A 24997-nucleotide genomic window follows, 5' to 3' on the forward strand; every position below is an offset into this window, starting at 1 on the left:
TGATGCTGAAAAGAGTGTAAATATTACACCGGGATGAACTAAGAGCGGGCAGGATGAGAGAGAAGCAGTCAGAGGAGCTAAGCTACAGATTTTTCAGGAAACCTGTTTTTTTACCTTTTGCTCCTTAACGCGTGAAATAAGAATATCCTCACTACATGCTTACCATTGGCAATAAATTCAAGCTAAGAATATTCCTGGTGGCGCTTTTCGTTTACTGGACGTTAATAGTAGAAAACGCGTCCATTTTTTCCTTAAGTTAACCTTAATGTAATCATTAGCGATAAATTACGTTTTAAATAAATGGATGTAATTATCCGTGGGCCGTTTAATCTCTGTTTATTTGTTTTCTCGCTAATGATTTTGCTGAGGATGTTTTAGGGTTTCTTATCTGATTCTTATGCGATTTCTTAAAAAAGATCGGCTTTATCCGAAACCCCATGCAGGAATTAAAGTGGCGTTGATATTTTATTTTATCTGGTGTTAATTAAATTAACTTCGAGATTAAGAGATTTACGTGATGACTCAAAAATTGCTGTCAGTGATCATCCCTGCGTATAACGTGGCTAACTATATTGTCGAGTGCGTTGATTCATTGCTGGTGCAGTTAGCGGCACCCAATGAAATTATTATCGTCAATGACGGTTCGACCGACGACACCCTGGCCCGCGTCGAGCAGGCCTACGGCAATGATGAACGAGTGAAAATTGTCACCCTGTCCAATGGCGGCGCGGGCCAGGCCCGTGACTACGGCATCAGCCTCGCACAGGGAACATTCGTCTTTTGCTGCGACCCAGATGATGTTGTTACCAATGGCTTTTTCGCAGAGTTACAGGCGACATACAGCCAGTATCCTGAGCTGGAACTGTTCTGCTTCAACTCCTCAATGTTTGCCGATAATGCCCCTGAACGCAGCTGGCCAAAAGTGCAGCATCAGCAGTTTGGTCTGCTGCGCCCGGCGACGGTTTTCCGCAATTTGTTAAGCCATGGTGGATATACCTCGGCGAGCTGGAACTACGTGCTTAAAAGGGAAGTTATTGAGAAACACAATTTGAAATATATCCATCGGGTGCATGAAGACCATTGCTACACGCTGGGGGCATTCCTCTGCAGTCGAATTGCCTTTGTCAGTACCAATATTTATTATCGTCAGCGCGTTCGCCAGGGCTCACTGACCAATAGCGCCAAAGCGGAAAGTTTCTTCCGTCAGCGTTATGATGCCTTTATCTCCTGCTATGAAAAGCTGATGAAGTTGACAAGCGGAATGGAAGAACGTCATGAATTGCGTCGACTTTATCTGATCCACTCCTTCAAATTAATGATTAATCTTTCGCTCGCCAGCAACAATCCGGTGCCGGATTACGTTAAAAATGCGATTAATTATTTCGGGAAAAATCTGAAACCGGGCGGTACAGGCAACTGGCTATTGTTAAAACAACCCGAACTGTACTCTAATCTGATTAAATTAAAGCGAGGACTTCGCAAGGCGCAAGGTTAGAGACTCATGGCAAAAGTAATTGATAAAGGCTTGTTAATAAATGTTCTCTCACTGCTGGCCTACCGTGGCGCTTCTTTCATCATCCCACTGGTGACGTTGCCTTACCTGGCACGCATCCTGGGCGTTGAACATATGGGGTTACTCGCGCTGGGCCTGGCCTGCGTGATGTACTGCAGTACCATCTCCGACTGGGGATTCAACGTTTACACCACCAAAGACATCGCAGAGCATCGTGATAATAAGCTGAAAGTCACCGAGCTGTTCTGGTCGACGTTCAACGCCAAGCTGCTGCTCGGCACAGCCTCACTGGCGGTACTGCTGATGGTCACCTGGTTCAATCCGGCCTGGCATAACCTGTTCTACATCGTGCTGGCTAACGCTACGGTGTTGTACGGTCAGCTGCTGTCGTTTGGCTGGCTTATGCAGGGCTTTGAGAAGCTGGGCAAGACGGCGATTATCTCGACGATTGGTCAGCTGACCTCTATCCCGCTGACTTTCCTGCTGGTAAAAACCCCGGATGATACCTGGCTGGCAGCGCTGATCCCGGGCGTTGTCGCTTTCGTTACCGCAATTATCACGCTGTCGATTGTCGTGAAGATGGATATCATCGGCTTCTACCGCTTCCAGCCCCAGGAAATTTTGCAGCGCATGAAAGACAGCCTGCACGTGTTCCTGTCAATTTTCGGCGCCAATATGTTTAACAACATCAACGTGCTGATCTTAGCGTCGATGACCAGCACCTATATGGTCGGGCTGTATAACGGGGCAGACCGCCTGAAAAAAGCCGCGAACTCGGTGCCGGAGCAGATCGGGAACGCCTTCTTCCCCCGCGTCAGCCATCTGTTTAACAAAGACCGCGCAGCGGCAATCGCGGCCACGCGTAAGAGCATCACGCTATCGTTCCTGCTTAGCCTGTTTATCGTGATTTTCACTTATTTCTTCGCCGATATTGTGGTGCGCATCCTGCTCGGGCCAGCCTTCCATGAGTCGGCAGACGTGCTGCGGGTGGCGGTGTGTGGCTTTATCTTCGGTAATATCAGCTACCCGGCTGGCCTGCAGATCCTCATTCCGCACGGCCTGACCAAGCAGCGCATGTACCTGATGTTTATCGTTGGCGGGATTAATATCCCGGCCTGCTGCCTGCTGGCGTGGAAGTTTGGTGCGTTGGGCGCGGCCTGTGCGCTGGTGTTTTCAGAAATCCTGATCTTTATCGGCATTATCTATCTGCTGGTGAAACACGATATTCTGAAAACCTATCTCGCCCGGCCTGCGGTTTTTAAACAGCCTGGTAACGAGCACGCAGGCTGAATCACTCGCGTCAGTTGCGATCGATACGTGACTGACGCCAGTTCAACCACGGCGTCACCGAGATGCCGTGTACCACCACGCTGGCGACGATCAGCGTAAACGCCATATCCGCCATGCGCGTCACTTCCTCCCCCGACAGTCCGTGGGTATAGGCCCAGGCAATATAGTTAATGCTGCCAATTCCGCGAATGCCCAGCCAGCCAATCGTGGCGCGCTGCAGGCGCGGGGTATGCATGCCCAGCGTGGCTATCCACACCGACAGCGGGCGAATAATCAGGAACAGCAGCGCGGCCAGCAGCAGCCCGTCCGCGTTCCAGTGCTGCGCCAGCGTCACCCCAAGCACGATAATGATCAGCGCGGCAAACAGCCGTTCGATGGTGTCGCCGAAGGAGAGCGCATCGCTGACCACCAGCCCGGCAGAGCTGGCCGGATTGGTGCCCTCAATCATATGGCGGGCGTTGGGGTTAATCAGCTCTTCAGCCGGTGGATGACAGTCGCTATCCTGGAACTCTTCGGTCGGGAAATGGCGCACCACGCGCATTTCGGCTCGGCGCAGCCCAACCCCGGCGGCGAAAGCGGCGAGAAAACCGGAAGCATCCAGCGCCTGAGCGGCGCTGTAGCTGAGGGCAATCAGCGCCAGCGCCAGAAAATCATTCGGGGCCACATCCTGATGCGTGTGGCGCAGGTGCGCGGCATACTGCCCAATCAGCTTGCCGAGCACAAAGCCGATAGCGCTACCGCCGACTACCGCCCACAGCACGTCGACCAGTGCCCAGTGGCTGAGATACCCCCAGGACATTTCTCCGCTGCCGGTCAGCAGCGCCACCGCCAGCATCAGCAATGGCAGGGCGGTGCCGTCATTCATTCCGGCCTCGCTGGAGAGCGAGACGCGCAGATTATCGTTATCGCGTGCGTCGTTGACTGAAATCAGGCTGGCGAGCACCGGGTCAGTGGGGGCGACGATAGCGCCAAATGCCAGCGCCAGCGGCCAGGAGAATCCGGCCAGCCAGTGGGCGGCCAGCGTTACGCCCGCCACCGTCAGCAGCATGCCTGGAAACGCCAGACGCAGCCCCATATGCCAGCCGGGGCTTTTGATCGGCAGCCGGAGCTTCAGCCCGGTGATAAACAGCGAGGCGGCCATGGCAATCTCAGTCAGGTTTTTGGCCAGCGTGGCGTGGGCAGCAATATCCACACGCAGCAGGTCCAGCACCCACGGGCCGCAGAGGATACCGGCAATCAAATAGAGAGCAAACGCCGTCACCGGGCCGCGCGTAATCCAGCCCGATGCCAGCGACATCAGTAATAACAGACCGCCGGTGGCGGCGGTCCAGCCAAGAAATCCCATCATTACTCCTGAATCGATTTTGCAATCTATTCAGTATGGACGGAATATGGCGAAGCGGCACAAACGACTGCCGCATTTGCGCGCAGTCAGTCGTTGCGACGTGCCAGCAGGGCGAGCGCTTCCAGCTGTGCGCTGAGGTGATGACGCGTGCTTTCGTCAGTCACGGTGCCGCTTTCCACATCAATACGCGTGGCGGCCTGGCCAATCATGATTTCCGGCTTATTCAGCACCTGAGCGTTAAGAAACACCATGGATTGACGCAGATGATACTGCGCACGCGCACCGCCAATGGCCCCCGGTGACGCGGTCTGGATCGCCACCGGTTTCCCTGCCAGCGGGTTATCCGGCAGGCGCGACAGCCAGTCGATGGCATTTTTCAGCGCGCCCGGCACCGAATAGTTATATTCCGGCATCACAATGACCACGCCGTCTGCCGCCGCAATGGCGGCCCCCATCGCCAGCACGGCCTCAGGGAAACCTTCCGCCTGGATATCGGCGTCATAGTGGGGGAAGTCGGCAATCGACCCCAGCGGGCTGATCTCTACCCCGGCCGGAGCCAGCTGCGGCAGGCTGTTAGCGACAACGGCATTCATTGATGCGGCCCGCAGGCTGCCGAGCAAAGTAACAAACTTCAGGGGAGCGTTATGACTCATGGTGGTTTCCCTATATTGACGGTAGGTTGCTCAATAAAAGCGCTAACCCGTTAATTTTACAAGCGCTATTATGAAATATCTGTAAATACTTATGCGCATTCTGTGCCGTTGTGAGGTTCAGAAAAGCCCGCAAAGATTGTCATCCGGCGCCCGGAAGTATACTGTTAGCACACTATTCATCTTTCTCTCCACGGAGTTCTCTTATCCGCTGGATGACCCGCTAAAACTGAGGTTGTTGTGTCCACTTACTCTCCCGCTCAGCGCCCAAGACGCCTTCGTCAAACCGCTTCTCTTCGCTCCCTGTTCCAGGAAAATACTCTTAGCCTGAACGATCTGGCGCTGCCGATCTTCGTTGAGGAAGAGATTGACGACTATAAGCCGATCATGGCGATGCCGGGCGTGATGCGTATTCCTGAAAAACGCCTGGCGTATGAGATTGAGCGCATTGCCAAAGCGGGCGTGCGGTCGATCATGACCTTTGGTATCTCTCACCATACCGATGCTGACGGCAGCGATGCCTGGAATGAAAACGGGCTGGTGGCGCGTATGTCGCGCATCTGTAAAGAGACCGTGCCGGAAATGATCGTGATGTCCGATACCTGCTTCTGCGAATACACCAGCCACGGCCACTGCGGCGTGCTGCACGATCATGGCGTGGACAATGACGCGACGCTGATTAACCTCGGCAAGCAGGCGGTAGTCGCGGCAGCAGCCGGAGCGGACTTTATTGCTCCTTCTGCAGCAATGGACGGCCAGGTGGGCGCGATCCGCCAGGCGCTGGATGCGGCAGGCTTTACCGATACTGCCATCATGTCCTACTCCACCAAGTTTGCCTCATCCTTCTACGGCCCGTTCCGTGAAGCGGCGGGCACCTCGCTGAAAGGTGACCGTAAAACCTACCAGATGAACCCGATGAACCGCCGTGAAGCGATCCGCGAATCGCTGATCGACGAAGCGGAAGGCGCGGATGCACTGATGGTGAAACCGGCGGGTGCCTATCTGGATATCCTGCGCGACGTGCGTGAACATACCCGGCTGCCGCTGGCGGCGTATCAGGTAAGCGGTGAGTACGCGATGATTAAGTTCGGCGCGCAGGCGGGGGCCATCAGCGAGATCGATGTGACGCTGGAAAGCCTGGGGGCGATTAAACGCGCCGGTGCCGATATTATTTTCAGCTACTTCGCGCTCGATCTTGCCGAGAAGAAAATCCTTTCCTGAAAATTAAGGTAGGGGTCAGGCATGCCTGACCCCTTTTCCGGGCGAGGCATGCCATCGCCCCTACGGCCACCTTTGTAGGGGCTGACCCTCTTTTTCGGTCAGCCCGCCTGCCTGACCCGTCTTTCATACAGGCACAAAAAACTGGAAACAGGCGCCGCGTTGCGGGCGATCGACCAGCTTAATATCGCTATCATGCAGCTGCAAAATGCGTCGCACGATCATCAATCCCAGCCCGCCAGCGCGATGCTTGCGCGCATTCAGCAGCGAAGGGCGCACAAACAGATCTTCGCGCAGTTCAGCGGCTATCCCCGGCCCGCTGTCATTGACCTGAACCTGTACTTTGCCAGCCTGCTGCGTCATCTCAATCTCAATCAGCCCATGCTCTGGCGTATGGCGCAAGGCGTTGTCCAGCAGGTTGGTCAGCACCCGCTCCATCATGCCGAGATCGGCCGTGACCAGCGGAATGCCCGGCGCGCCAGTTACCCGGATTTGCTGGTGGCGGGATTCAGCCGTCAGCTCAAATTTTTGCATCACGTCCTGCACCAGCTCACTCAGGCAGAACGTCTCCTTTTGCGGTTTCACCACGCCATATTCCAGCCGCGCCAGTTCGAACAGCTCCTGCGCCAGACGGCCCACTTTCTTACTCTGCGCCAGCGCGATGCCAAGGTAGCGCTGGCGATCCTCCACGCTGAGCGTATCGGCCTTCACCGACAGCGTTTCCAGATAGCCGTGCAGCGAAGTGAGCGGGGTGCGCAGATCGTGGGAAATATTGGCGACAAACTCACGCCGTAGCCGATCCTGCTGCGTCAGGCTCTGCCACTGCTGGTCAATACGCTGCGCCAGCTGGACAAACGCCTGCTGCAGCTGCGCGACCTCATCCTGCGGTTTGCCCGGCGGCAGGGGGGTATGAGCCAGGGCGCGGATGGCATCAATGCCGTCATCGTCCAGCCCGGCCACCTGCTGAGTCAGCCTGCGCACCGGGCGCGTGACCCAGCGGAAGGCGAAGAACCCGGCAATGCCACCCAGTAGCAGTACCAGCCCCATCGATCGCAGCGCCATCAGCACCGCCGAGTGGCGCTGCGCGGCGCTGGCCAGCAGCGAATACTCCTCGCCCTGCAGTATGATATAGACGTAGCCCTGCACGCTGTCGCCCATTTTCAACGGCGCGGCGCTGAACACCTGCGGCCGTGCGGGATCGCGCGGGTTATCGCCGTAGATCGGCATCGCCGCACCGGCCTGCAGCTGGTGCACCGGAGCCAGATCAACCTGCTGGCGCAGCAGTTTTCCCGCTGGGGCAGCATTGGCAATGATCTTGCCGCTGCTGTCCAGCAGATACACTTCCACGCTCGGGTTAACCGCCATCAGCTGGTCAAACAGCTTGTGGACCGCGCCCCGATCCAGCCCCTGCGCGCTGAGCAGCGGGTTGTTACTGACGATCTGGCTGGCGAGGTTAACCGACAGCCGCTGCGTCACGGCCTGGCTATACTGACTGGCGGAACGCACCTGCAGCCAGCCGGAGATGGCGCAGCAGGCGATCAGCAGCACGATAAACACCAGCATCAGGCGCTGCGAGAGCGTAAGTCGTTTCATAGGTTTTCCCGGGCGTCGTGCGCCTCAGCGACAAATTTATAGCCCTTGCCCCAGACGGTAAGAATGCGCTGCGGCTCGGCGGGGTTAGCTTCGATTTTGATGCGCAGCCGGTTGATGTGCGTATTCACCGTATGCTCGTAGCCTTCGTGCTCGTAGCCCCATACCTGATTCAGCAGGTTGAGGCGCGAAAATACTTTGCCGGGGCTTTTGGCAAAGAAATAGAGCAGGTCGAACTCGCGTGGGGTCAGCTCGATGGGCTGCTGATTTAGCATCACCTCGCGCGAGATCGGATCAATCAGCAGCCCGGAGAAGCTCAGCGTCCCGGCATCCATCTTCAGATTACGGCTCATCGCCTCCTGGCGGCGAAACAGCGCCTTAACCCGGGCCACCAGTTCCAGCATCGAAAACGGCTTGGCGAGATAATCGTCCGCGCCCAGCTCCAGCCCGAGCACGCGATGCACTTCGCTGGAGCGGGCGCTGATGATGATGATTGGCGTATAGCGCGTCATATTGCGCGCCCGGCGGCAGATCTCCAGCCCGTCGACGCCCGGCAGCATCAGGTCAAGGATCAGCGCATCCCAGCCGCCTTTTTCCAGCAGTGCCGCCCCCCGATCCCCGTCGGCAGCGTGGGTGATTTCGTAGCCCTCGTCGCGCAGATGCAGCCCCAGCAGCTCGGCGATATCGCCATCATCCTCCACGATTAAAATACGTTTGCCGTTTTCCATTCTGCCCGCCGTTGTCAGCCTTAATATCGCTCAGTTTACACACCCGCCTGCCGCGGAGTTATCACATTTTGTTTAACTCTGCGTGAGGTCTTCGGGAACTTATCCGGGCAATACTGCCTCATCGCAACGGAGTCGCTGAGGGTAAACATCATGAACGTGTCAACCGGGGAAGCAGGCAGCCGGCCTGAGATTATCCATCCACTGTGGCTACGGCTGACGCACTGGCTTAACCTGCTGGCGGTGCTGATGATGGTCACCAGCGGCTGGCGCATTTACAACGCCTCACCGCTGTTTGATTTCAACTTTCCCGCTGAAATCACCCTTGGCGGCTGGCTCGGCGGCGCGCTGCAGTGGCACTTTGCCGCCATGTGGCTGTTTGGGTTCAACGGCCTGTTTTACCTGGTGATGAACGTGGCCAGCGGGCGGATAAAGCGAAAATTTTGGCCGCTTAATCTGCACGGGCTGCTGGCCGACCTTGGTGCCGCGCTGCGCGGTAAATTGCAGCACAGCGATCCGCGCCACTACAACATGGTGCAGCGGCTGGCCTATCTGTTTGTGATGTTTGACGGCGTGATCCTGGTGCTTTCCGGGCTGGTGCTGTGGAAGTCGGTGCAGTTTCCGCTGCTGCGCGAGCTGCTGGGCGGCTACGACACGGCGCGCTACGTGCACTTTCTGGCGATGGCCTCGCTGCTGGGATTTGTGCTGCTGCACGTGGTGATGGTCGCGGTGGTGCCGAAAACGCTGCTGGCGATGCTGCGCGGACGTTAAGGAGAGACGATGAAAAAGATGATACGCACGATATTCAGCCCCGCAGAGACGCAGGACGTGGTGAAAGAAGCGCAGCGGCTGATTGCCCGCCAGCTTGAGTCCTCTTCACGCCGCCGCTTTCTGCGCCAGGGGTTAACCCTCGGTGGGGTAGCGATGCTGACCGGCTGTGATATCAGCGACAACGCCGGAGTCGAAAAGGCGCTGAACTCGGTTTCCGGCTTCAACGACCGCGTGCAGCACTGGCTGTTCGGTAGTGACCGGCTGGCGCCGGAATACCCTGAATCGGCTATCACGCGCCCGTTTCCTTTCAACGCCTTTTATGGCGAAGAGGATATTCCGCAGGTTAGCGGCGAGGATTATCGCCTGAACATCGCCGGAAAGGTGCTCGATAAGCGCAGCTGGTCGCTGCCCGAACTGTACAACATGGCGCAGGTCAGCCAGGTGACGCGCCATATCTGCGTCGAGGGCTGGAGCGCGATTGGTAAATGGGGCGGGGTGCCGTTTGCCGACTTCCTGCGGCTGATTGGCGCTGACCTTAGCGCGCAGTACATCAGCTTCAAATGTGCCGACGACTACTACACCAGCATCGATATGAAAACGGCGCTGCACCCGCAAACGCTGCTGGCGCTGACTTATGACGGGCAGATCCTGCCACCAAAGTACGGTTATCCCATGAAGCTGAGGATGCCCACCAAGCTGGGATATAAGAATCCCAAGCATATTCAGGTTATCGAAGTGACTAACACCTTCCCGGGCGGTTACTGGGAAGATCAGGGCTACAACTGGTTTGGCGGCAGCTAACGCCGCGAATAACAACGCTCTATCTGCACACTCTGTGCACTCTTACTATTAAGGAAATACCATGAAAAAGTTAATCAATGCAGTGATGATCTCTGGCGTGATGATGATGGGTCTGAGCGGGGCGGCACACGCAGCGGACAGCATGAAGAAAGAGAGCATGAGCCATATGTCCCACGACTGTATGGGCAAGGATTCAATGGGCAAAGATAAGATGGGCCATGACTGTATGAAAAAAGACGGCATGAAGAAAGACGCAATGTCGAAGGATGCGATGAAGAAAGACAGCATGGGCAAAGATTCAATGAGCAAAGATGGCATGAAAAAGGATGCCATGAGTCAGTGATTGATCGAACGCGGATGGCTTCATGCTGTGCCGTCCGCGTTACCACTTACCCGAATGCTTCGATGCTGTTGTAATAGAGATGCCTTTAGTTCAGGGTTATGAAATGGAAATACCCATTCTCTTAAGGATTTTATTCCCTGCAGTTTGAGGCAGCTTTATATTATTAATAATATTTATCTCATGATTAATATCGAGCCCTTCCGTATCCGAAAAGTCACAGTCGGAAAGATCTGTTCGGCGAAACTCGCAGTATGAAAAGGCAGAATTCGTAAAGCAGCTTTTCTTAAGATTGCAATCCTCAAAGGAACACTCCTTAAAGGAGCAGCTGCTGAAAGCACTGTTTTGCAACGCCAGATTAATAAAATCGACTAAGCTGAGTCGGCAATCGTAGAAGGAGAGTGAGTGCGGAATGGTCAAACCATTAAGCGAAACCCCTTGAATAAAACAATTGCGGAAAATGACATCGTTCATTCTCATAAATGACTGAGTTATCAGCCCGATTGAACTATCTGTAAACCTGCAGTTTTCGAACTCAAACTGACGCAAACGAATTTTTTCAAAGGTGCACCCGATGAAATCACAGTCAATGAAAGTACAGTTTTCTTGGGTGACATCCCTGACCTGCAGCCCTGTGTAGGTTTGATGTATGTACTCAATCATTTTTTCTCCTGGGCATTATCTCATTAATAAATGCCATCTTGCACATATTTTCCAGCCAGCGCTTAAACACTACTTTGCCTGGTTTTTATGTCAATTTATATTTTGAATGTTTCTAATGTGATGAATTATTAAAAATTATTTTATTGATTCTTATAGGCTCTTTTGGGGGCTTTTTATTTTCTGTTTTTCCTGGCAAGATCATTATCTTATTGAGTGGCTTCGGTTGAATTATTCGGCATGGTTACAAAAAGGCCGATAGATAGATGGCGTTTAATGCTGTTTTTTTTTGATAATTGAAGTTCTATGCGTGGTACCGATCACGCTTTATCACTGTGGCGCAACCAACTACCAAGAGAACATGAGCTACCTTTCCACGACTGGACTGTAGCAGAAGGAAAGCATGGGTTAACAGACTATGAGCCGCAGCGTAAGTTTGTGGGCGTGGGAAGTACCGCGCCCACGGGGTTTTATCCGACGCGCAATACCTCAGACACCATCTTCTGCGACTCGACGTTAGTAAAGTTTTTCACATCCGCGACAAACTCCGCACCATGCGCGTCAATTACCTGCTGGAACTCTTCAATGCTGTTGCAGTAAACATGGCAGGCGGCAATAAACGGCGCGCTGCTGTCCAGCGGCGTATCAATTTCATAGGCGACACACTTATCGCCCATGCGCGCTTTGAGCAGCGGCAGGTGTACATCGCGGTAATAGTCGTGGTCGAAATGGGCATCGGGCTTACGCGGGTAAAGTACGCTGAATTTGATCACACTAGATTCCTTTTGAAGAGGATGGCTAAGAGAAGGAGTATAACCAGGGGCGGGCGCAGCGGGTTAGCGCATTGAGCGCTTGGCTGAGCGTTTGACCGAAGACCTGTTTATAAGACCCGTTTGCTAAAAATCAGCCAGAGTAACAGCGCGCAGAGGGCTATTCCGCCCAGCGTCATATAGGCATGGCTCCACGTTGAATGGCTGACGATGGCGCCGGCCAGTGCCGGGCTGAGTGAGGCGCCCAGCCCCTGAAATAGCATCACTAAACCCAGCGCGGCGTTAATATGCCCTGAGCCGTTGAACATGGAAGCAATCAGTCCGGGTACGGCAACCCCCAGAATGCCCGCAGCGACACCGTCCAGCACCTGAACAGGAAATAACACCCACTCATTCCCCCACAAAGAGGCAATCGCGGCGCGCACTGGCAACACCACGAGGGCAATCAGAATCAGCCTGGCATAACCGCACTGAGCGGCATAGCGCGCGGTCAGCAATGCGGCGGGGATCATCACCACCTGCGAGATCGCCACCGTTAATGCGGCATAGGTGCCTGGCGTGAACATCGCTTTAGCACCAGAGGAGGCGATCTGCATGCTCAACATCGGCAGCTGGGCCGCATTAGCCAGATGGAAGAGCAGTAACGTGGAACCTGTAACCAGCAATTCTGGCCGTTTTAACAATGCTAACAAAGAGGGAGAAACGGCCGCACCTGCCTGTTGGTTACTCCCCCTTGCCACATTATGGTCGATATCATCTTTGTTGATGGCCGAGGTACAAATCAGGGTGCATACCGCCATCGCCGTCATCAGTAAGAAAACGGACCCGGTGCCCCAAATCCAGCAGGTGAACGCGGCCACGATGGCTATCGTCATATTGCCAGCATGGTTGAAGGCTTCATTGCGCCCCATTTGATGCACGAAAGCCTGCTGGCCGCCGATCCCCAGGGTGATACCGGCAATCGCGGGTGCGACGATAGCGGCCGCTAAGCCGGTGACGATCTGCGATGCAATCACGATGGTGGGCGTCGGAAAATACCAGAGCGCCAGCGTGCTCAGGGTGATGAGCAGGGACGAGACGATAAGTAACAGGCGCTTGTGACGCGTGGCGTCGACGATCATCCCAGAGGGGAAGGTGGCCAGCAATCCCGCCAGGCTACCGGCGGTCATCACCAGGCCAATATCATCCGCCTGCCAGTGGTGAGAGACCAGAAATATCCCGAGGAATGGCCCCAGCCCGTCGCGAACGTCGGCAATAAAAAAGTTGAGCAAACAGAGCACTTGCAGTGAACGTAATTTCATACATAACCCCGGGTGAAGCAAGAACACGCAATAAGGTGAGAGATGACAATAGGGGGGATATCTGAATTTTTCCACTGCAACTTACACCCGGCAACCTGCACCCTGAATCCGCCTATTTCGCCACCGGAAAATCGGCGTAGCGCGTGGTATACGCGGGCGACAGCATCTCGCGCTTCATCGCCCAGGCTTTCTCAATCCCCTGGCCGGCAAACCACACTTTGCCTTTCCCCGAGCGGTTCAGCGTGTCGATCGCCGCCATCAGTGCCGCGCTGTCAGGCCTGGGCTGACAGTCGTCAAACAGGTTCAGCTGCGCCACGCCGCTGCTGAAAAAATCCGCCAGCATCACGCCCGCCTTCATATAGCGGTGGCCGTCGCGCCAGATGCGGTCCAGCGCGTCGGTGGCGGCCTGAATAATATCGCGCGTGTCGTTCGACGGCGTCAGCAGCTTGCTGGCGGCCTGGTTACCGTAAAACACCTCATCCTGCGCGTGCGGGCTGGTGCGCAGAAAGACGCTGATAAAGCGGCAGAACTGCTTTTCCTGGCGCAGCTTTTCGGCGGCGCGTTCGGCATAGGCGCAGACGGCCTGGTGCATCTCTTCATAGGCGGTGATGCGGTGGCCGAACGAGCGGCTGCAGATAATCTGCTGCTTGGTGGGGGAGAACTCCTCCATGCCGAGGCACGGTTCGCCGCGCAGCTCGCGGGCGGTGCGCTCCAGCACCACGTTGAAGTGCTTGCGCACCACCCAGCTGGAGCAGTCGGCCAGCTGCAGCGCGCTCTCAATACCCATCAGATTAAGCTTTTTGCTGATGCGCCGCCCCACGCCCCACACTTCCTCTACCGGCACCAGCGCCAGCAGCTTACGCTGACGGTCGACGTTCGACAGATCGACCACACCGCCGGTCTTTTTCCACGTTTTCGCCGCATGATTGGCGAGTTTCGCCAGCGTTTTGGTCGGCCCGATCCCCACGCCAACGGTCAGCCCGGTGTTTTTCAGCACCTGGTTGCGCATCTGGTGGCCGAAGGTGTCCAGCGGCATACAGTTATTCACGCCGCTGACGTCGACAAAGGCTTCATCAATGGAGTAGATCTCAATGGCCGGGCCGATCTCCGTCAGGGTATTCATTACCCGACTGCTGAGGTCGGCATACAGCGCGTAGTTGGAGCTAAAGACGTGCACCTTCTGGCGGTGCAGCTCGTTTTTCAGCTTGAAGTAGGGCGCGCCCATCTTGATCCCCAGCATTTTGGCCTCGGCCGAGCGCGAGATCACGCAGCCGTCGTTATTCGACACCACCACCACCGGCTGCCCGCGCAGATCCGGGCGAAACACCGTCTCGCACGAGGTGTAGAAGCTGTTGACGTCAACGAGGGCGAACATGGCTACTGATGCGCTTTCAGGGTAAAGGTCACCACGCCGAAGATTTCCAGCTCTTCCTCGTTATGGAAGGTGATCGGCGCGTACTGGCTGTTGTGGGCGAACAGCTGCAAAACGGGGCGGGTGCGCAGCTCTTTCACCGTGAACTCGCCCGCCACGGCGGCCACCACGATGTTGCCGTGCACGGCATCGAGCGAGCGGTCAACGATCAGCAGGTCGCCATCGCCAATCCCCGCACCAATCATCGAATCACCGCTGACCTTAATAAAGTAGGTGGCGCTCGGATGTTTAATCGCCAGCTTGTTGAGGTCGAGCGTCTCCTCAACATAGTCCTGCGCCGGGCTGGGAAAGCCGCACGGCACCCGTTCGATAAACAGCGGGAGCGGCAGAGCCGGGGTGATGATGGCTGGGCGGATGAACGGCATAGTCTGAATCTCAATGTTACTGTGTTTATATACAGTATTACTGAATGCCGCCATCGATCAAGCGTCTTTCGCGCAGGTTCTGGAAAGCCTCTGAAGAGGCGGGGAATTTAGGTGATGCTGGAAAGGATAGCGCTGAGGTTCAGAGGGATAACGTGGGAGTATATCGCGGGTAATATCCAGTATGGCGACTCATGGATGAAACAGAAAGCCTGATGGCAATTGCCGCTCAATGGCAGGGGTATCCGCCAGCGGCTATGCTCTCTGCTGACGGACGCCATTCATCATCAGGAGAAGCCATGAAGGAATTTGATTACCAGCGCGATTTCAGCCAGATCGATTTCAGGAAACACCCGGAGCAGTACCAGGTCGGGCGCGGGGAGCAGGGCGTGCTGATGGTTGAGCCGTATAAAAGTGAGATCCTGCCGCACTGGCGCTTCAAAACGCCCGAAGTGGCGGAGATCTCTGCCGACGCCATCATGGCGCTGTTTGAAGCGTATCGCCGCGATGATGACTTCGTCGGCATGGATATGGCACGCAAGTTTATTCAGATGGGCTATACGCGCGCCAGGCGCTACGCCAACCACAAAGGCGGGCGTAAATATGATGCGCAGGGCGAGATATTGCCGTATCAGCTGAATGAAGAGAAGGCCGCCGCCGCCGCCATTTTTAAAGCCCACTGGGACAGCATTCGCCAGGATAAAGACTACCTGGCGCGGCGCAAAAAGCATCAACAGCAGTTCGGCTAAGCCCCTTTGCCGACGGGTTCGGGGGGCGCGACCAGGATAACGGTGATAAACGCGTTGATATCTGCCGTTGCAGCCTGCTGTGCAGCGGGGGATGGGGAGATAATCAGCTGGTCGGCATAGCCGTTGAGCATCGCCCACAGCTGGCGCGTCACCCGCTGCGCATCACGATGGCGAAAGTGACCGGCCGTGATACCGCGGTCGATAATGTCAGCCAGCAGTGCCTGCCACTGCGCCATCATCGCCTCCGCCAGCTGCGCCCACTCCTCATCGCGGATCGCCAGCTGCCAAAGCGAGCTGTACAGCGACCAGCTGGCGTCCGGTGCGGCGGGCAGGTAGTTTTGCACAAACGCGCTGAGCTGTGAGCGCGCTTCGAGCGCGCCAATCTCATCAGCAAACTCTACGCGGTCGCGCTGCATAAATAGCGTCATCGCCTCTTTGCACAATGTTTCCCAGTCGCGGAAGTAGTGATAGATGTGGCTGCGCGAGATGCCGAGCTGTTCGGTCAGCTCGCGGGTGGTCACGCGCTCAATGCCTTTTTCGCTAAACAGCGTAATTGCGCCATCAAGAATACGGGCGCGTAATACTTCAGCGGTCTCTTTCATTGTTGCTTCCCACGGCTCCATGTTGACTTTGAGCAACTGCTCAAATAGACTGCATCTGGTTTTTGAGCAACCGCTCAAGCCTAATCCTACCAGAAAATAATCCGATGAAAACCTGTACCACTGCGGAAATCGTACCGACTTCCGCCAGCGCGATCGCCACGCTGAAACTGCTTGGCCGCCGCCACAGCAAAAAATTGATCCTCACGCTGCTGCTGGTGATTGCCGAAAACGTCACCTATCTGCTCTATCCGCTGGCGGCCGGATTTGCCATTAACGCCATTCTCAGCGGCCAGGCGCTGCATGCGGTGCTGTATGCGGCGATGGTGTTTACCATGTGGGCGATTGGTGCCGCACGCCGCAGCGTGGATACGCGCACCTTTGCCCGCATCTATGCCGGGCTGGCGGTGCCGGTGATCCTCACCCAGCGCCAGCAAAACCATCCGCCGTCGACCGTGGCCGCCCGCGTGGCGCTGTCGCGCGAGTTTGTCGACTTCTTCGAGCAACACCTGCCGGTGCTGATCACCTCGGTGGCGTCGATTACCGGCGCGGCGGTGATGCTGCTGGCGATTGAGTTCTGGACCGGCATTGCCTGTCTGGTGATTCTGGCGTTTTTCAGCCTGTTTCTGCGCGGCTACACGCGCAAAAATGAGCGGCTGTTTGGCCGCCTCAATGACCGGCTGGAGAAAGAGGTGCGCTTTGTCACCCACGCCGAAACGCCTGCGCTGACGCGCCATTACCGCGTGCTGGCCGGGCTGCGCATCCGCCTGTCGGACCGCGAAGCCTGGGGCTATCTGGCAATTGGTAGCGCCGCAGCGCTGCTGTTTGCACTGACCATTCTGTATATGACGCTGAAGGGCGGGGCGGATGCGGGCCACATCTACTCGGTGATGACCTATATGTGGATGTTCGCCATGAGCCTCGACGATGGCCCGCAGCTGCTGGAGAAATATTCTCAGCTGAAGGATATTGGCAAACGCGTGAATACCGGGCTGGAGTAAGCGGCAGGTTGACGCGCGCATCACCGCATGGCGATGCGCGTCTGTTTTCAGGAGCGGTTCAGCTCGTTAATCAGCTTGCTGTTGAAGTCCGTCGGGTCTTCCATCTGCGGGGCGTGGCCCATACCGGGAAACTCAATCAGCCGCGCACCGGGAATCATCTTCGCTACCTGTTTGCCCAGCACGTTATAGTGACCGATCTTCGCTTTGACCTCTGGCGGCGCAATATCGCTGCCAATTGCCGTGGTGTCGGCATCGCCAATCATCAGCGTGGTCGGCACTTTGAGCTGTGGGAACTCGTAAAACACCGGCTGCGTGAAAATCATGTCGTAGATCAGTGCGGAGTTCCAGGCGACGATTTCGTGCCCCGGTCCCTTATTCAGCCCGGCCAGCATATCCACCCAGCGGTCGTATTCCGGCTTCCACTGCCCGGCGTAGTAGGTGTTCTGCTCATATTTGCGGATGCCTGCAGCATCCAGCTTCAGCTCGCGCTGATACCACTGGTCGACGCTGCGCCACGGCACGCCTTTGGCTTTCCAGTCTTCCAGCCCGATCGGATTGACCAGAACCAGCTTTTCGGTAGCCTGCGGATAGCTCAGGGCGTAGCGCGTCGCCAGCATGCCGCCGGTGGAGTGGCCAACGATAATGGCTTTGTCGATGCCGAGGCTGCCCAGCAGGGCGTGAGTATTGAGCGCCAGCTGCTGGAAGCTGTACTGATAATGGGCGGGCTTGCTGGCGCTGCAAAAGCCGATCTGATCCGGCGCGATCACCCGATATCCGGCGCTGCTCAGCGCTTTGATGCTGCTTTCCCATGTTGCACCGCAGAAGTTTTTCCCGTGCATCAGGACGGCGGTGTGGCCGTTGGCCTTGCCGGTTGGCGCCACGTCCATATAGCCCATTTTCAGCGACTGCTGCTGCGAGTCAAAGCTGAACTGCTTAAGCGGATAAGGGTACTCAAAGCCCTGCAATTCCGGGCCGTATCCCTGCTGCGGGCTGGCGGCAACGGCGCTGCCGGACAAGGCCAGGGCCAGCAGCAGGCATGAACGGGTCAAAAATGGCATCCATCTTCTCCATCAGATTCAGCGGGTAGGGGCAATAGCATAGCCTGCTTTGCCCTGAAGTTTTCGCACTGAAGCCAGTCGTTACAATGATTTACCTAAGCGCGTTTAAGCCAGGCTCAAACGGCGGGTCATCCACACCGTAATGATAATCGAGCTAAGCGCCACCAGCATCAGGCCCGCGCCGACCGCAATCATCGCGCTAAAGCCGAACAGGTTAAACAGCAGCAGTCCGGCGATACCGCCGCTCAGGAAGGAGACGATGGTGATCAGGTGGGTGAGGAACTGCTTGCGCTGGGTGGTGACCTGTTTGGAAACGTCGCGGCGCGCCAGCGTGGCAATCACCGAACCCAGCGCAATCCCGGCATCGGTCAGCGTGCCGGTGATATGCGTGGATCGTACGCGCCCGTTGGAGAGCTGAGTGGAGTTAGCGTTATGAATACCCATCAGGAAGCCGAGCAGCACGATCACCTCCCGGTTATTAAACGGGGAGTAAAACAGCATCTCAAAAGCGGAGATGGCAATTAACAGCGCCCCTTCTATCAGCAGCACCATGCTGAAGATGGTGCGGATATTGTGTTTAATTCCGCCAATAACAATCAGCCGGCAGGTAATACAGCCGAGAACAAACGCACCAATCACCGACATCAGAAGTATCAGGTCTTTCACATTAAAACTGGATACTTCTGCCGACAGTTGCGAAGTATTTCCGCTCATGTGCGACGGGAAGAAGCCAAAGGCACCCAGCGCCATGGCATTGAGCAGCCCGGCGCTGGTGGCCAGCACCAGCGCCAGACAGCGGTCCTCAGTGTGGGAGCGGGCGCGCTTGCGCTTAATCATCATATTGAGCATGGCTACCCCTTAATTTGCCTTGATGTTCAGTCATCAGTGTAGTGTGTGGGGTAAGAAGAAAGCCAATAATAACCGGGTAATTAGAGTTATCTTATATTTCGTAAATAAAGAAATTGGTTTTATCTGTTGTTATTAAAAGTTCGGTAAAGAAATACGGTGCGTTTATTGATAACGCCGGAGGGAGATATTATTTCGCGGCGTCTGATAAGCGTTATCTATATACCCGTCAGGCGCAATTTAAGCGCTTTACCGAAGGCGCTTTCGGCGTGATAACCGCGGACTGAACTGGCCGAAGCCGATGTTGATCACACCTGACAATTAAGTTGCCTGTTACCCCACAGGTTTTCATCGCCGCTGCCGATACTTCTCAGGAATGGAATTCACTCAGACTTGAGGAGGCGGGATGATCGTCGGTATTGCGGTGAACGAACTGCGGCTGGGTATGTACCTTTATAAGCTTGATGTGTTCTGGCTGAAACACCCGCTGGTCGGCAATGAAATGCTGCTGACGGATGAGACGCAGATAAAGGTCATCCAGAACAGCGGCGTGCGTGAAGTGTGGATCGACCTGTCGCGCGGGCGTGGCGTTGAGGTGAAGACCGGGATAGTCGAAAACGTGGTGCTGCCTGAGGCTGAGGCACCGTCTGGCTATCAGTCGCCGGAAGTTGATCGCGACCAGCCCGTTACCCTGCGCGGTGAGATGGCGCAGGCGCAGAAAATCTGCCTGGCGGCGAAAGGGCCAGTGATGGACATGTTCAGCGATGCGCGCATGGGCAAAACTATCGATGCAAACAGCACGCTGCCGCTGGTCAATGATATTGCCGGCTCGCTCAGCCGCCATCCAGCCGCTTTGCTGAGCGTGGTGCGCCTAAAATCGCACGATGATTACACTTACCTGCACTCGGTGGCGGTCTGTGCGCTGATGCTTTCTCTGGCGGCACAGCTGAAGCTGGATCAGCATCAGACCAAACGTGCCGGGATGGCGGGGCTGCTGCACGACGTAGGCAAAGCGGCGGTGCCGCTGGCAATCCTCAACAAGCCTGCCAGGCTGACGGAGGAAGAGTTTGAGGAGATGAAGATCCATCCGGTGGCCGGCGCGGAGATCCTGCGTATCAGCGGTGCCGATGCAGATTTACAGGATGTGGCACTGCATCATCACGAAAAGATCAATGGCACGGGATATCCGCACGGGCTGCGCGGCAATGCGATTTCTCTGCTCGCCCGTATGGCTTCAATATGTGATGTCTATGATGCCGTCACCTCCGACCGTCCCTACAAAGCGGGCTGGAACCCGGCCAGTGCAATGCACCAAATGGCTAACTGGCACGGCCATTTTGATCGTAAGCTGCTGCACTCATTTGTCAAAGCGGTCGGTATCTATCCGGTTGGCTCACTGGTCAGGCTCTCCAACGGGCTGCTTGGCGTGGTGACCGAGCCGGGTGAACACTCGCTGCTGCAGCCGAAGGTGTGCATTTTCTGGTCGTTAAACAGCGGCAAACGGCTGACGCCGTATGAGGTCGATCTCGCCAGCCAGCACGCCTCGGAAAGCATTGTCGGGCCGGAAGAAGCCGGACACTGGCCGGGGATAGACGTCAACGCACTGTGGCAGAAAGCGGTTACTGCCTGATTTTCTGGCAGGATTTGGAAACCCTTCTATACTTAATGCTGATGTTGTCCGCACTGAGGGTCGACGCGGTAGGAAAACCACGATCCCTCTCGACGTCAGACGACAGGCAACTGCTCTACGCCGTCCCCGTCAGACCACGCAGTTACCCTCATTGCACAGCATCTTTCTGAACCATTAATCAGGAGGAATGTGTGACTAAACAAGCAGATTTCGTTCCCCCAATTAAGGCAGAAGCGCGCTACGCCTTCTTCTTTGACGTGGATGGCACACTGGCGGCGATTAAACCGCGCCCGGATGAGGTTTCTGTCCCTGCTGAGGTAGTGGCTGACCTTCAGCACCTGGCGCAAAGCTGTGATGCTGCGCTGGCGCTGGTTTCCGGCCGCCCGATAAGCGAACTGGATGCCCTGGTCGCTCCGGCGCGTTTTCCGCTGGCCGGCGTGCATGGTGCTGAGCGGCGCAATCTCCAGAATGAAACAACGCGCATTGCCCTTGACCCGGGCACTGTGACGATCCTCAGCCGTGAACTGGAGCAGGCGATAGCCGCTCTGCCGGGCACCGGGCTGGAGAGTAAAGGTATGGCGTTTGCCCTGCATTATCGCCAGGCACCGCAGTATCAGCAGGCGATTGAAACGCTGGCCGACTCGCTGGTGGCGCGTTTCCCCGAGCTGGTACAACAGCCGGGAAAATGCGTGGTCGAACTGAAGCCGCGGGGCGTGAACAAAGGCGCCGCGATTAACGATTTTATGCAACTGCCTCCGTTTGCCGGCCGTATCCCGGTGTTTATCGGGGATGATTTGACTGACGAAGCAGGTTTTGACGTGGTCAATGCCATGGACGGTATCTCAATTAAAGTCGGCTCTGGAGCCACCGCCGCGCGCGGACGTCTGGCTGATGTTGATGCCGTTTACCGCTGGCTGGAACAGACCCGAATAAAACTAGATCAAGACGCAACAACGTCGGTGAGGAGTCAAAGTTATGAGTCGCTTAGTAGTCGTATCTAACCGTATTGCCATTCCTGATGGCAGTAAGGCCAGTGCCGGAGGGCTGACCGTTGGCATTGTTGATGCCCTGAAGACCACCGGAGGCATGTGGTTTGGCTGGAACGGTGAGATCAATGAAATTGGAGAAGATGAAGAGCAATTGAACATGCTGGAGCAGGACGGTATTACTTATGCCTCCTTCGGCCTCGATCAGAATGATTACGATCTCTACTACCTGCAGTTTTCCAACGCGGTGCTCTGGCCTGCTTTCCACTACCGTCTCGACCTGGTGAATTTCCAGCGTGAAGCCTGGGACGGTTACTGCCGCGTCAACAAGCAGCTGGCACAGCGCCTGCAGCCGCTGCTGAAAGAAGACGATATTCTGTGGATCCACGATTACCACCTGCTGCCGTTTGCCGCCGAACTGCGCAAGCTGGGCGTGAATAACCGCATCGGCTTCTTCCTGCATATCCCGTTCCCGACCCCGGAGATCTTCAACGCGCTGCCGCCGCACGCCGACCTGCTGGAGATGATGTGCGAATACGATCTGCTGGGCTTCCAGACGGAAAGTGACCGCCTGGCGTTCCTCGAGAGCGTTTCACTGCTGACCCCGATGCAGAGCGAGGGCAAACAGCATCGCGCCTTCGGCAACCGCTTCACTACCGAGGTTTACCCGATCGGTATCGAACCTGACAGCATCAAAGAGATGGCAGAAGGGCCGCTACCGCCAAAAATGGTGGCGATGAAGAAAGACCTGGGCGATGCGCAAAATATTATCGCCTGCGAGCGACTCGACTATTCGAAAGGGTTGCCGGAACGCTTTCTCGCCTACGAGGCGCTGCTGGAGAACTATCCGCAGCATCATGGCAAAATCCGCTACTCGCAGATTGCACCCACCTCGCGCGGCGACGTGCAGGCTTACCAGGATATCCGTCATACGCTGGAAACTGAAGCGGGCCGTATTAATGGTAAATATGGCACGCTGGGCTGGACGCCGCTCTACTACCTCAATCAGCACTTTGACCGCCGCCTGCTGATGAAAATCTTCCGCCTGACGGATATCGGGCTGGTGACGCCGCTGCGTGACGGCATGAATCTGGTGGCGAAGGAGTATGTCGCCGCGCAGGATCCGGATGACCCGGGCGTGCTGGTGCTGTCGCGCTTTGCCGGTGCCGCTAATGAGCTGACCTCGGCGCTGATCGTCAATCCTTATGACCGCGATGATGTGGCGGCGGCGCTTAATCAGGCATTGACCATGTCACGTACCGAAAGGATCTCGCGCTACAACGACATGATGGCGGTGCTGCGCAGCAATGACATTACCCACTGGCGTGAGAGCTACCTGCGTGATTTGCAGGCGCTGCCGCAGGATGGCCGGGTAAAGAACCAGCAGAGTAACGTGACTTCCTTGCCAAAATTGGCCTGAAACATCGGTCCAGTGTAAACAAGATGTTTGACCAGCAGGGGCTGCGGCCCCTGATTTTCCTTATCCCGCTTTAACCAATCCTCACGCTGCTTAACACTTCTCTGACGCAGTTTGCAGAAAAAACGCCCACTTGCTTCAGAAAAAACATAAGAAAGCCACTTTTCCCTAAAGGTTGGCGCCAGTCTGCCGATATTAAAATAAGCAATTACCCGAAAAATCCGAAAAACATTCACACTCCTTATGTAACGCCTATTTACATCTACAGGCATTAGCTGAACATCAGGCGCCGCCTGCTTACAAATCGCTATCACTCCATTGCAAAAACCTGACCTTTGTCACATTTTTACCTTCGAATAGCTTTCGTATATTCACTGTAAGTAACTACCTGAAGGTGGTGTAAAACACCTTATTTAAAGTATAAAAGTCTTATAAATAGTATCATTTATGAATTTTATGCTGCCACGTGCCGCTTCGCTGCTCCCCTTGCGTTTAAAATTCCACGCGCGTTGGTTTTCGTTCGAAGATGGTTACTTACCGGGCGGAATTTACAAAAACTGACTGAAATGATTAGTTAGTGAGCTAATCAACAGGGTTGCTGATGGTTTTTTCTGAATTATTTGCCTTAAAAGTGTGATCTAGATCACACTTTATCTAAAATTCAGGTAGGCTCTCGTTGTATGTCGAAATCAGAGGGGATAGAGTTGCCTTGTTTTCGGAATAGTCTTAAAAGAATGTAACAAGAAGTCACGGATGGAGTCAGGGAAGAGAGGGCTCAGGAATGGCCACTGGCAAAATGAGTTCATGATTATTTCCTGGCTTGGTTTCTGCGAAAAACAAGACAGCCTTAGCAAGCATTTGGCTTCTGCCACTAAATTTTTGCCATCTTTAGATTTACCAACCAGCAACCATGGTAGCGGCATTGACCGCACACGTTAAAAGTAGTGTCAGTCAGGATGGAAAAAAATGGGTACATCAGAATTACTCAAACATATTTACGACATCAACTTGTCATATTTATTGCTTGCACAACGTTTAATTAACCAGGAAAAAGCTTCGGCCATGTTTCGGCTGGGCATCGATGAATCAATGGCCGATGCTCTGGCAGGTTTGACATTGCCTGAAATGGTCAAGCTGGCGGAAACCAATCAGCTGGTTTGCCAGTTCCGTTTCACCGATCACAATTCGATTAGCCGTTTGACTCGTGAATCTCGTGTGGATGATTTACAGCAGATCCATACCGGTATCCTGTTATCCAGTCGTTTATTACGTGATGTCTCAAAAGATGACGAGACACCGAAAAGAAGGGCGGCGAGCTAATGAGCGAAAAAAGTATTGTTCAGGAAGCGCGTGACATTCAGCTGGCGATGGAATTAATCACGCTGGGTGCGCGCCTGCAAATGTTAGAAAGTGAAACACAGCTGAGCCGCGGCCGCTTAATTAAGTTATATAAAGAGCTGCGTGGAAGCCCACCCCCAAAAGGCATGCTGCCGTTCTCGACTGACTGGTTTATGACGTGGGAGCAGAATATCCATGCTTCGATGTTCTGTAACGCCTGGCAGTTCCTGATCAAAAGCGGATTATGCACCGGTGTTGAAGCGGTGATTAAAGCCTACCGTTTATACCTGGAGCAGTGTCCGCAACAGGACGAGGGCCCGCTGTTGGCGCTGACGCGCGCCTGGACCCTGGTCCGGTTTGTTGAAAGCGGTATGCTGGAATTAGCCGGCTGCAAATGCTGCGGTGGCAGCTTTATTAACCACGCACATCAGCCTGTTGGCAGCTTCACCTGCAGCCTTTGCCAGCCGCCGTCCCGAGCGGTAAAAAGACGTAAACTTATCGCAGAATCTGCCGATAACAATTCACAACTGCTGGATGAACAGGTTAAACAAGCCGTTTAATAGTGTTCGCCACGTGGAGTGAATCCAGCAGCGGTCTTTGACCGC

At 55.3% G+C, this 24997-nt stretch carries 25 protein-coding genes; 13 read left to right on the forward strand and 12 right to left on the reverse strand.

Translation table 11 applies throughout. The annotated features are described in order from the left end of the window. Positions 1-517: 517 nt before the first annotated feature. Both J2Y91_RS17605 and J2Y91_RS17610 read left to right on the forward strand, forming a co-directional pair. The gene (locus J2Y91_RS17605; protein ID WP_133625081.1) at positions 518-1495 is read left to right on the forward strand and encodes a glycosyltransferase family 2 protein; all 978 of its coding nucleotides are present in this window, start codon (positions 518-520) and stop codon (positions 1493-1495) included. A gap of 6 nt (positions 1496-1501) precedes the next feature. Further along, the gene (locus J2Y91_RS17610; RefSeq protein ID WP_253539094.1) at positions 1502-2803 is read left to right on the forward strand and encodes a flippase; all 1302 of its coding nucleotides are present in this window, start codon (positions 1502-1504) and stop codon (positions 2801-2803) included. Between the two features lie 10 nt (positions 2804-2813). Here the strand turns inward: J2Y91_RS17610 and J2Y91_RS17615 are convergent, their stop codons facing one another. Both J2Y91_RS17615 and J2Y91_RS17620 read right to left on the reverse strand, forming a co-directional pair. Continuing rightward, entirely contained in the window at positions 2814-4148 is a 1335-nt protein-coding gene (locus J2Y91_RS17615) for a cation:proton antiporter (protein ID WP_253539534.1), read from the reverse strand. An 86-nt stretch (positions 4149-4234) separates the two neighbouring features. After that, a complete protein-coding gene (locus J2Y91_RS17620) occupies positions 4235-4801 on the reverse strand; it encodes an NADPH-dependent FMN reductase (RefSeq protein ID WP_253539098.1) in 567 nt (188 codons plus the stop codon). A gap of 237 nt (positions 4802-5038) precedes the next feature. Between J2Y91_RS17620 and hemB the strand changes: the two genes are divergently transcribed. Beyond that, the gene (gene hemB / locus J2Y91_RS17625) at positions 5039-6019 is read left to right on the forward strand and encodes a porphobilinogen synthase (protein WP_048915774.1); all 981 of its coding nucleotides are present in this window, start codon (positions 5039-5041) and stop codon (positions 6017-6019) included. A gap of 123 nt (positions 6020-6142) precedes the next feature. Here the strand turns inward: hemB and J2Y91_RS17630 are convergent, their stop codons facing one another. Then, positions 6143-7609, reverse strand: coding sequence for a sensor histidine kinase (locus J2Y91_RS17630; RefSeq protein ID WP_253539101.1), 1467 nt, complete (start codon positions 7607-7609; stop codon positions 6143-6145). Next, a complete protein-coding gene (locus tag J2Y91_RS17635; protein WP_133623841.1) occupies positions 7606-8334 on the reverse strand; it encodes a response regulator transcription factor in 729 nt (242 codons plus the stop codon). The genes J2Y91_RS17630 and J2Y91_RS17635 overlap by 4 nt, the downstream gene beginning before the upstream one ends. A gap of 150 nt (positions 8335-8484) precedes the next feature. Between J2Y91_RS17635 and J2Y91_RS17640 the strand changes: the two genes are divergently transcribed. From J2Y91_RS17640 to J2Y91_RS17650, 3 genes are all read left to right on the forward strand, one after another. Beyond that, positions 8485-9102: a cytochrome b/b6 domain-containing protein gene (locus J2Y91_RS17640; RefSeq protein ID WP_253539104.1), complete on the forward strand. Its 618-nt coding sequence runs from the start codon at positions 8485-8487 to the stop codon at positions 9100-9102. An 18-nt stretch (positions 9103-9120) separates the two neighbouring features. Next, positions 9121-9903: a molybdopterin-dependent oxidoreductase gene (locus J2Y91_RS17645; protein WP_436232201.1), complete on the forward strand. Its 783-nt coding sequence runs from the start codon at positions 9121-9123 to the stop codon at positions 9901-9903. Positions 9904-9964: 61 nt separating this feature from the next. Next, positions 9965-10246 (forward strand): pentapeptide MXKDX repeat protein, encoded by a 282-nt coding sequence (locus J2Y91_RS17650; protein ID WP_253539109.1) that lies wholly within the window; start codon positions 9965-9967, stop codon positions 10244-10246. Positions 10247-10342: 96 nt separating this feature from the next. Here the strand turns inward: J2Y91_RS17650 and J2Y91_RS17655 are convergent, their stop codons facing one another. From J2Y91_RS17655 to umuD, 5 genes are all read right to left on the reverse strand, one after another. Then, positions 10343-10906 (reverse strand): pentapeptide repeat-containing protein, encoded by a 564-nt coding sequence (locus J2Y91_RS17655; RefSeq protein ID WP_253539112.1) that lies wholly within the window; start codon positions 10904-10906, stop codon positions 10343-10345. A gap of 467 nt (positions 10907-11373) precedes the next feature. Continuing rightward, positions 11374-11676 carry an EthD family reductase gene (locus J2Y91_RS17660; protein ID WP_133623834.1) on the reverse strand — a complete coding sequence of 101 codons (303 nt, stop codon included), beginning with the start codon at positions 11674-11676 and terminating at the stop codon, positions 11374-11376. A 107-nt stretch (positions 11677-11783) separates the two neighbouring features. Continuing rightward, on the reverse strand, positions 11784-12974 hold the full coding sequence (locus J2Y91_RS17665) for an MFS transporter (RefSeq protein ID WP_253539114.1): 1191 nt from the start codon (positions 12972-12974) through the stop codon (positions 11784-11786). Between the two features lie 112 nt (positions 12975-13086). Continuing rightward, entirely contained in the window at positions 13087-14349 is a 1263-nt protein-coding gene (umuC, locus tag J2Y91_RS17670; protein WP_133623832.1) for a translesion error-prone DNA polymerase V subunit UmuC, read from the reverse strand. Positions 14350-14351: 2 nt separating this feature from the next. Then, positions 14352-14771 (reverse strand): translesion error-prone DNA polymerase V autoproteolytic subunit, encoded by a 420-nt coding sequence (umuD, locus tag J2Y91_RS17675; protein ID WP_133623831.1) that lies wholly within the window; start codon positions 14769-14771, stop codon positions 14352-14354. Between the two features lie 296 nt (positions 14772-15067). On the opposite strand from umuD, the gene J2Y91_RS17680 reads away from it, so the two are divergent. Continuing rightward, positions 15068-15517 (forward strand): DUF4385 domain-containing protein, encoded by a 450-nt coding sequence (locus J2Y91_RS17680; RefSeq protein ID WP_253539116.1) that lies wholly within the window; start codon positions 15068-15070, stop codon positions 15515-15517. Here the strand turns inward: J2Y91_RS17680 and J2Y91_RS17685 are convergent. After that, complete coding sequence (locus J2Y91_RS17685; RefSeq protein WP_048915785.1) at positions 15514-16119, reverse strand: TetR/AcrR family transcriptional regulator; 606 nt, start codon at positions 16117-16119, stop codon at positions 15514-15516. The two genes, J2Y91_RS17680 and J2Y91_RS17685, sit on opposite strands and share 4 nt — an antisense overlap. Before the next feature lie 104 nt (positions 16120-16223). Here J2Y91_RS17685 and J2Y91_RS17690 point away from each other — a divergent pair, with 104 nt between their 5' ends. After that, positions 16224-17117, forward strand: a complete 894-nt coding sequence (locus J2Y91_RS17690; RefSeq protein WP_048915786.1) for an ABC transporter six-transmembrane domain-containing protein — start codon at positions 16224-16226, stop codon at positions 17115-17117. Between the two features lie 47 nt (positions 17118-17164). Here the strand turns inward: J2Y91_RS17690 and J2Y91_RS17695 are convergent, their stop codons facing one another. Next, the gene (locus tag J2Y91_RS17695; protein ID WP_187498338.1) at positions 17165-18175 is read right to left on the reverse strand and encodes an alpha/beta fold hydrolase; all 1011 of its coding nucleotides are present in this window, start codon (positions 18173-18175) and stop codon (positions 17165-17167) included. A 105-nt stretch (positions 18176-18280) separates the two neighbouring features. Beyond that, the gene (locus J2Y91_RS17700) at positions 18281-19024 is read right to left on the reverse strand and encodes a YoaK family protein (RefSeq protein WP_253539118.1); all 744 of its coding nucleotides are present in this window, start codon (positions 19022-19024) and stop codon (positions 18281-18283) included. 403 nt (positions 19025-19427) lie between these two features. On the opposite strand from J2Y91_RS17700, the gene J2Y91_RS17705 reads away from it, so the two are divergent. The 5 genes from J2Y91_RS17705 (at position 19428) to flhC (ending at position 24952) form a co-directional block, all read left to right on the forward strand. Beyond that, a complete protein-coding gene (locus J2Y91_RS17705; RefSeq protein WP_253539120.1) occupies positions 19428-20651 on the forward strand; it encodes a cyclic di-GMP phosphodiesterase in 1224 nt (407 codons plus the stop codon). Positions 20652-20842: 191 nt separating this feature from the next. Continuing rightward, complete coding sequence (gene otsB / locus J2Y91_RS17710) at positions 20843-21652, forward strand: trehalose-phosphatase (RefSeq protein WP_253539124.1); 810 nt, start codon at positions 20843-20845, stop codon at positions 21650-21652. Further along, complete coding sequence (gene otsA / locus J2Y91_RS17715; protein ID WP_253539128.1) at positions 21627-23057, forward strand: alpha,alpha-trehalose-phosphate synthase; 1431 nt, start codon at positions 21627-21629, stop codon at positions 23055-23057. The genes otsB and otsA overlap by 26 nt, the downstream gene beginning before the upstream one ends. Positions 23058-24020: 963 nt before the next feature. Further along, positions 24021-24374 carry a flagellar transcriptional regulator FlhD gene (gene flhD / locus J2Y91_RS17720; protein WP_048915794.1) on the forward strand — a complete coding sequence of 118 codons (354 nt, stop codon included), beginning with the start codon at positions 24021-24023 and terminating at the stop codon, positions 24372-24374. Beyond that, positions 24374-24952, forward strand: a complete 579-nt coding sequence (flhC, locus tag J2Y91_RS17725; RefSeq protein ID WP_048915795.1) for a flagellar transcriptional regulator FlhC — start codon at positions 24374-24376, stop codon at positions 24950-24952. Before flhD ends, flhC begins: the two co-directional genes overlap by 1 nt. Positions 24953-24997 lie beyond the last annotated feature (45 nt).

This window comes from Erwinia aphidicola (assembly GCF_024169515.1).
Taxonomy (GTDB): domain Bacteria; phylum Pseudomonadota; class Gammaproteobacteria; order Enterobacterales; family Enterobacteriaceae; genus Erwinia; species Erwinia aphidicola.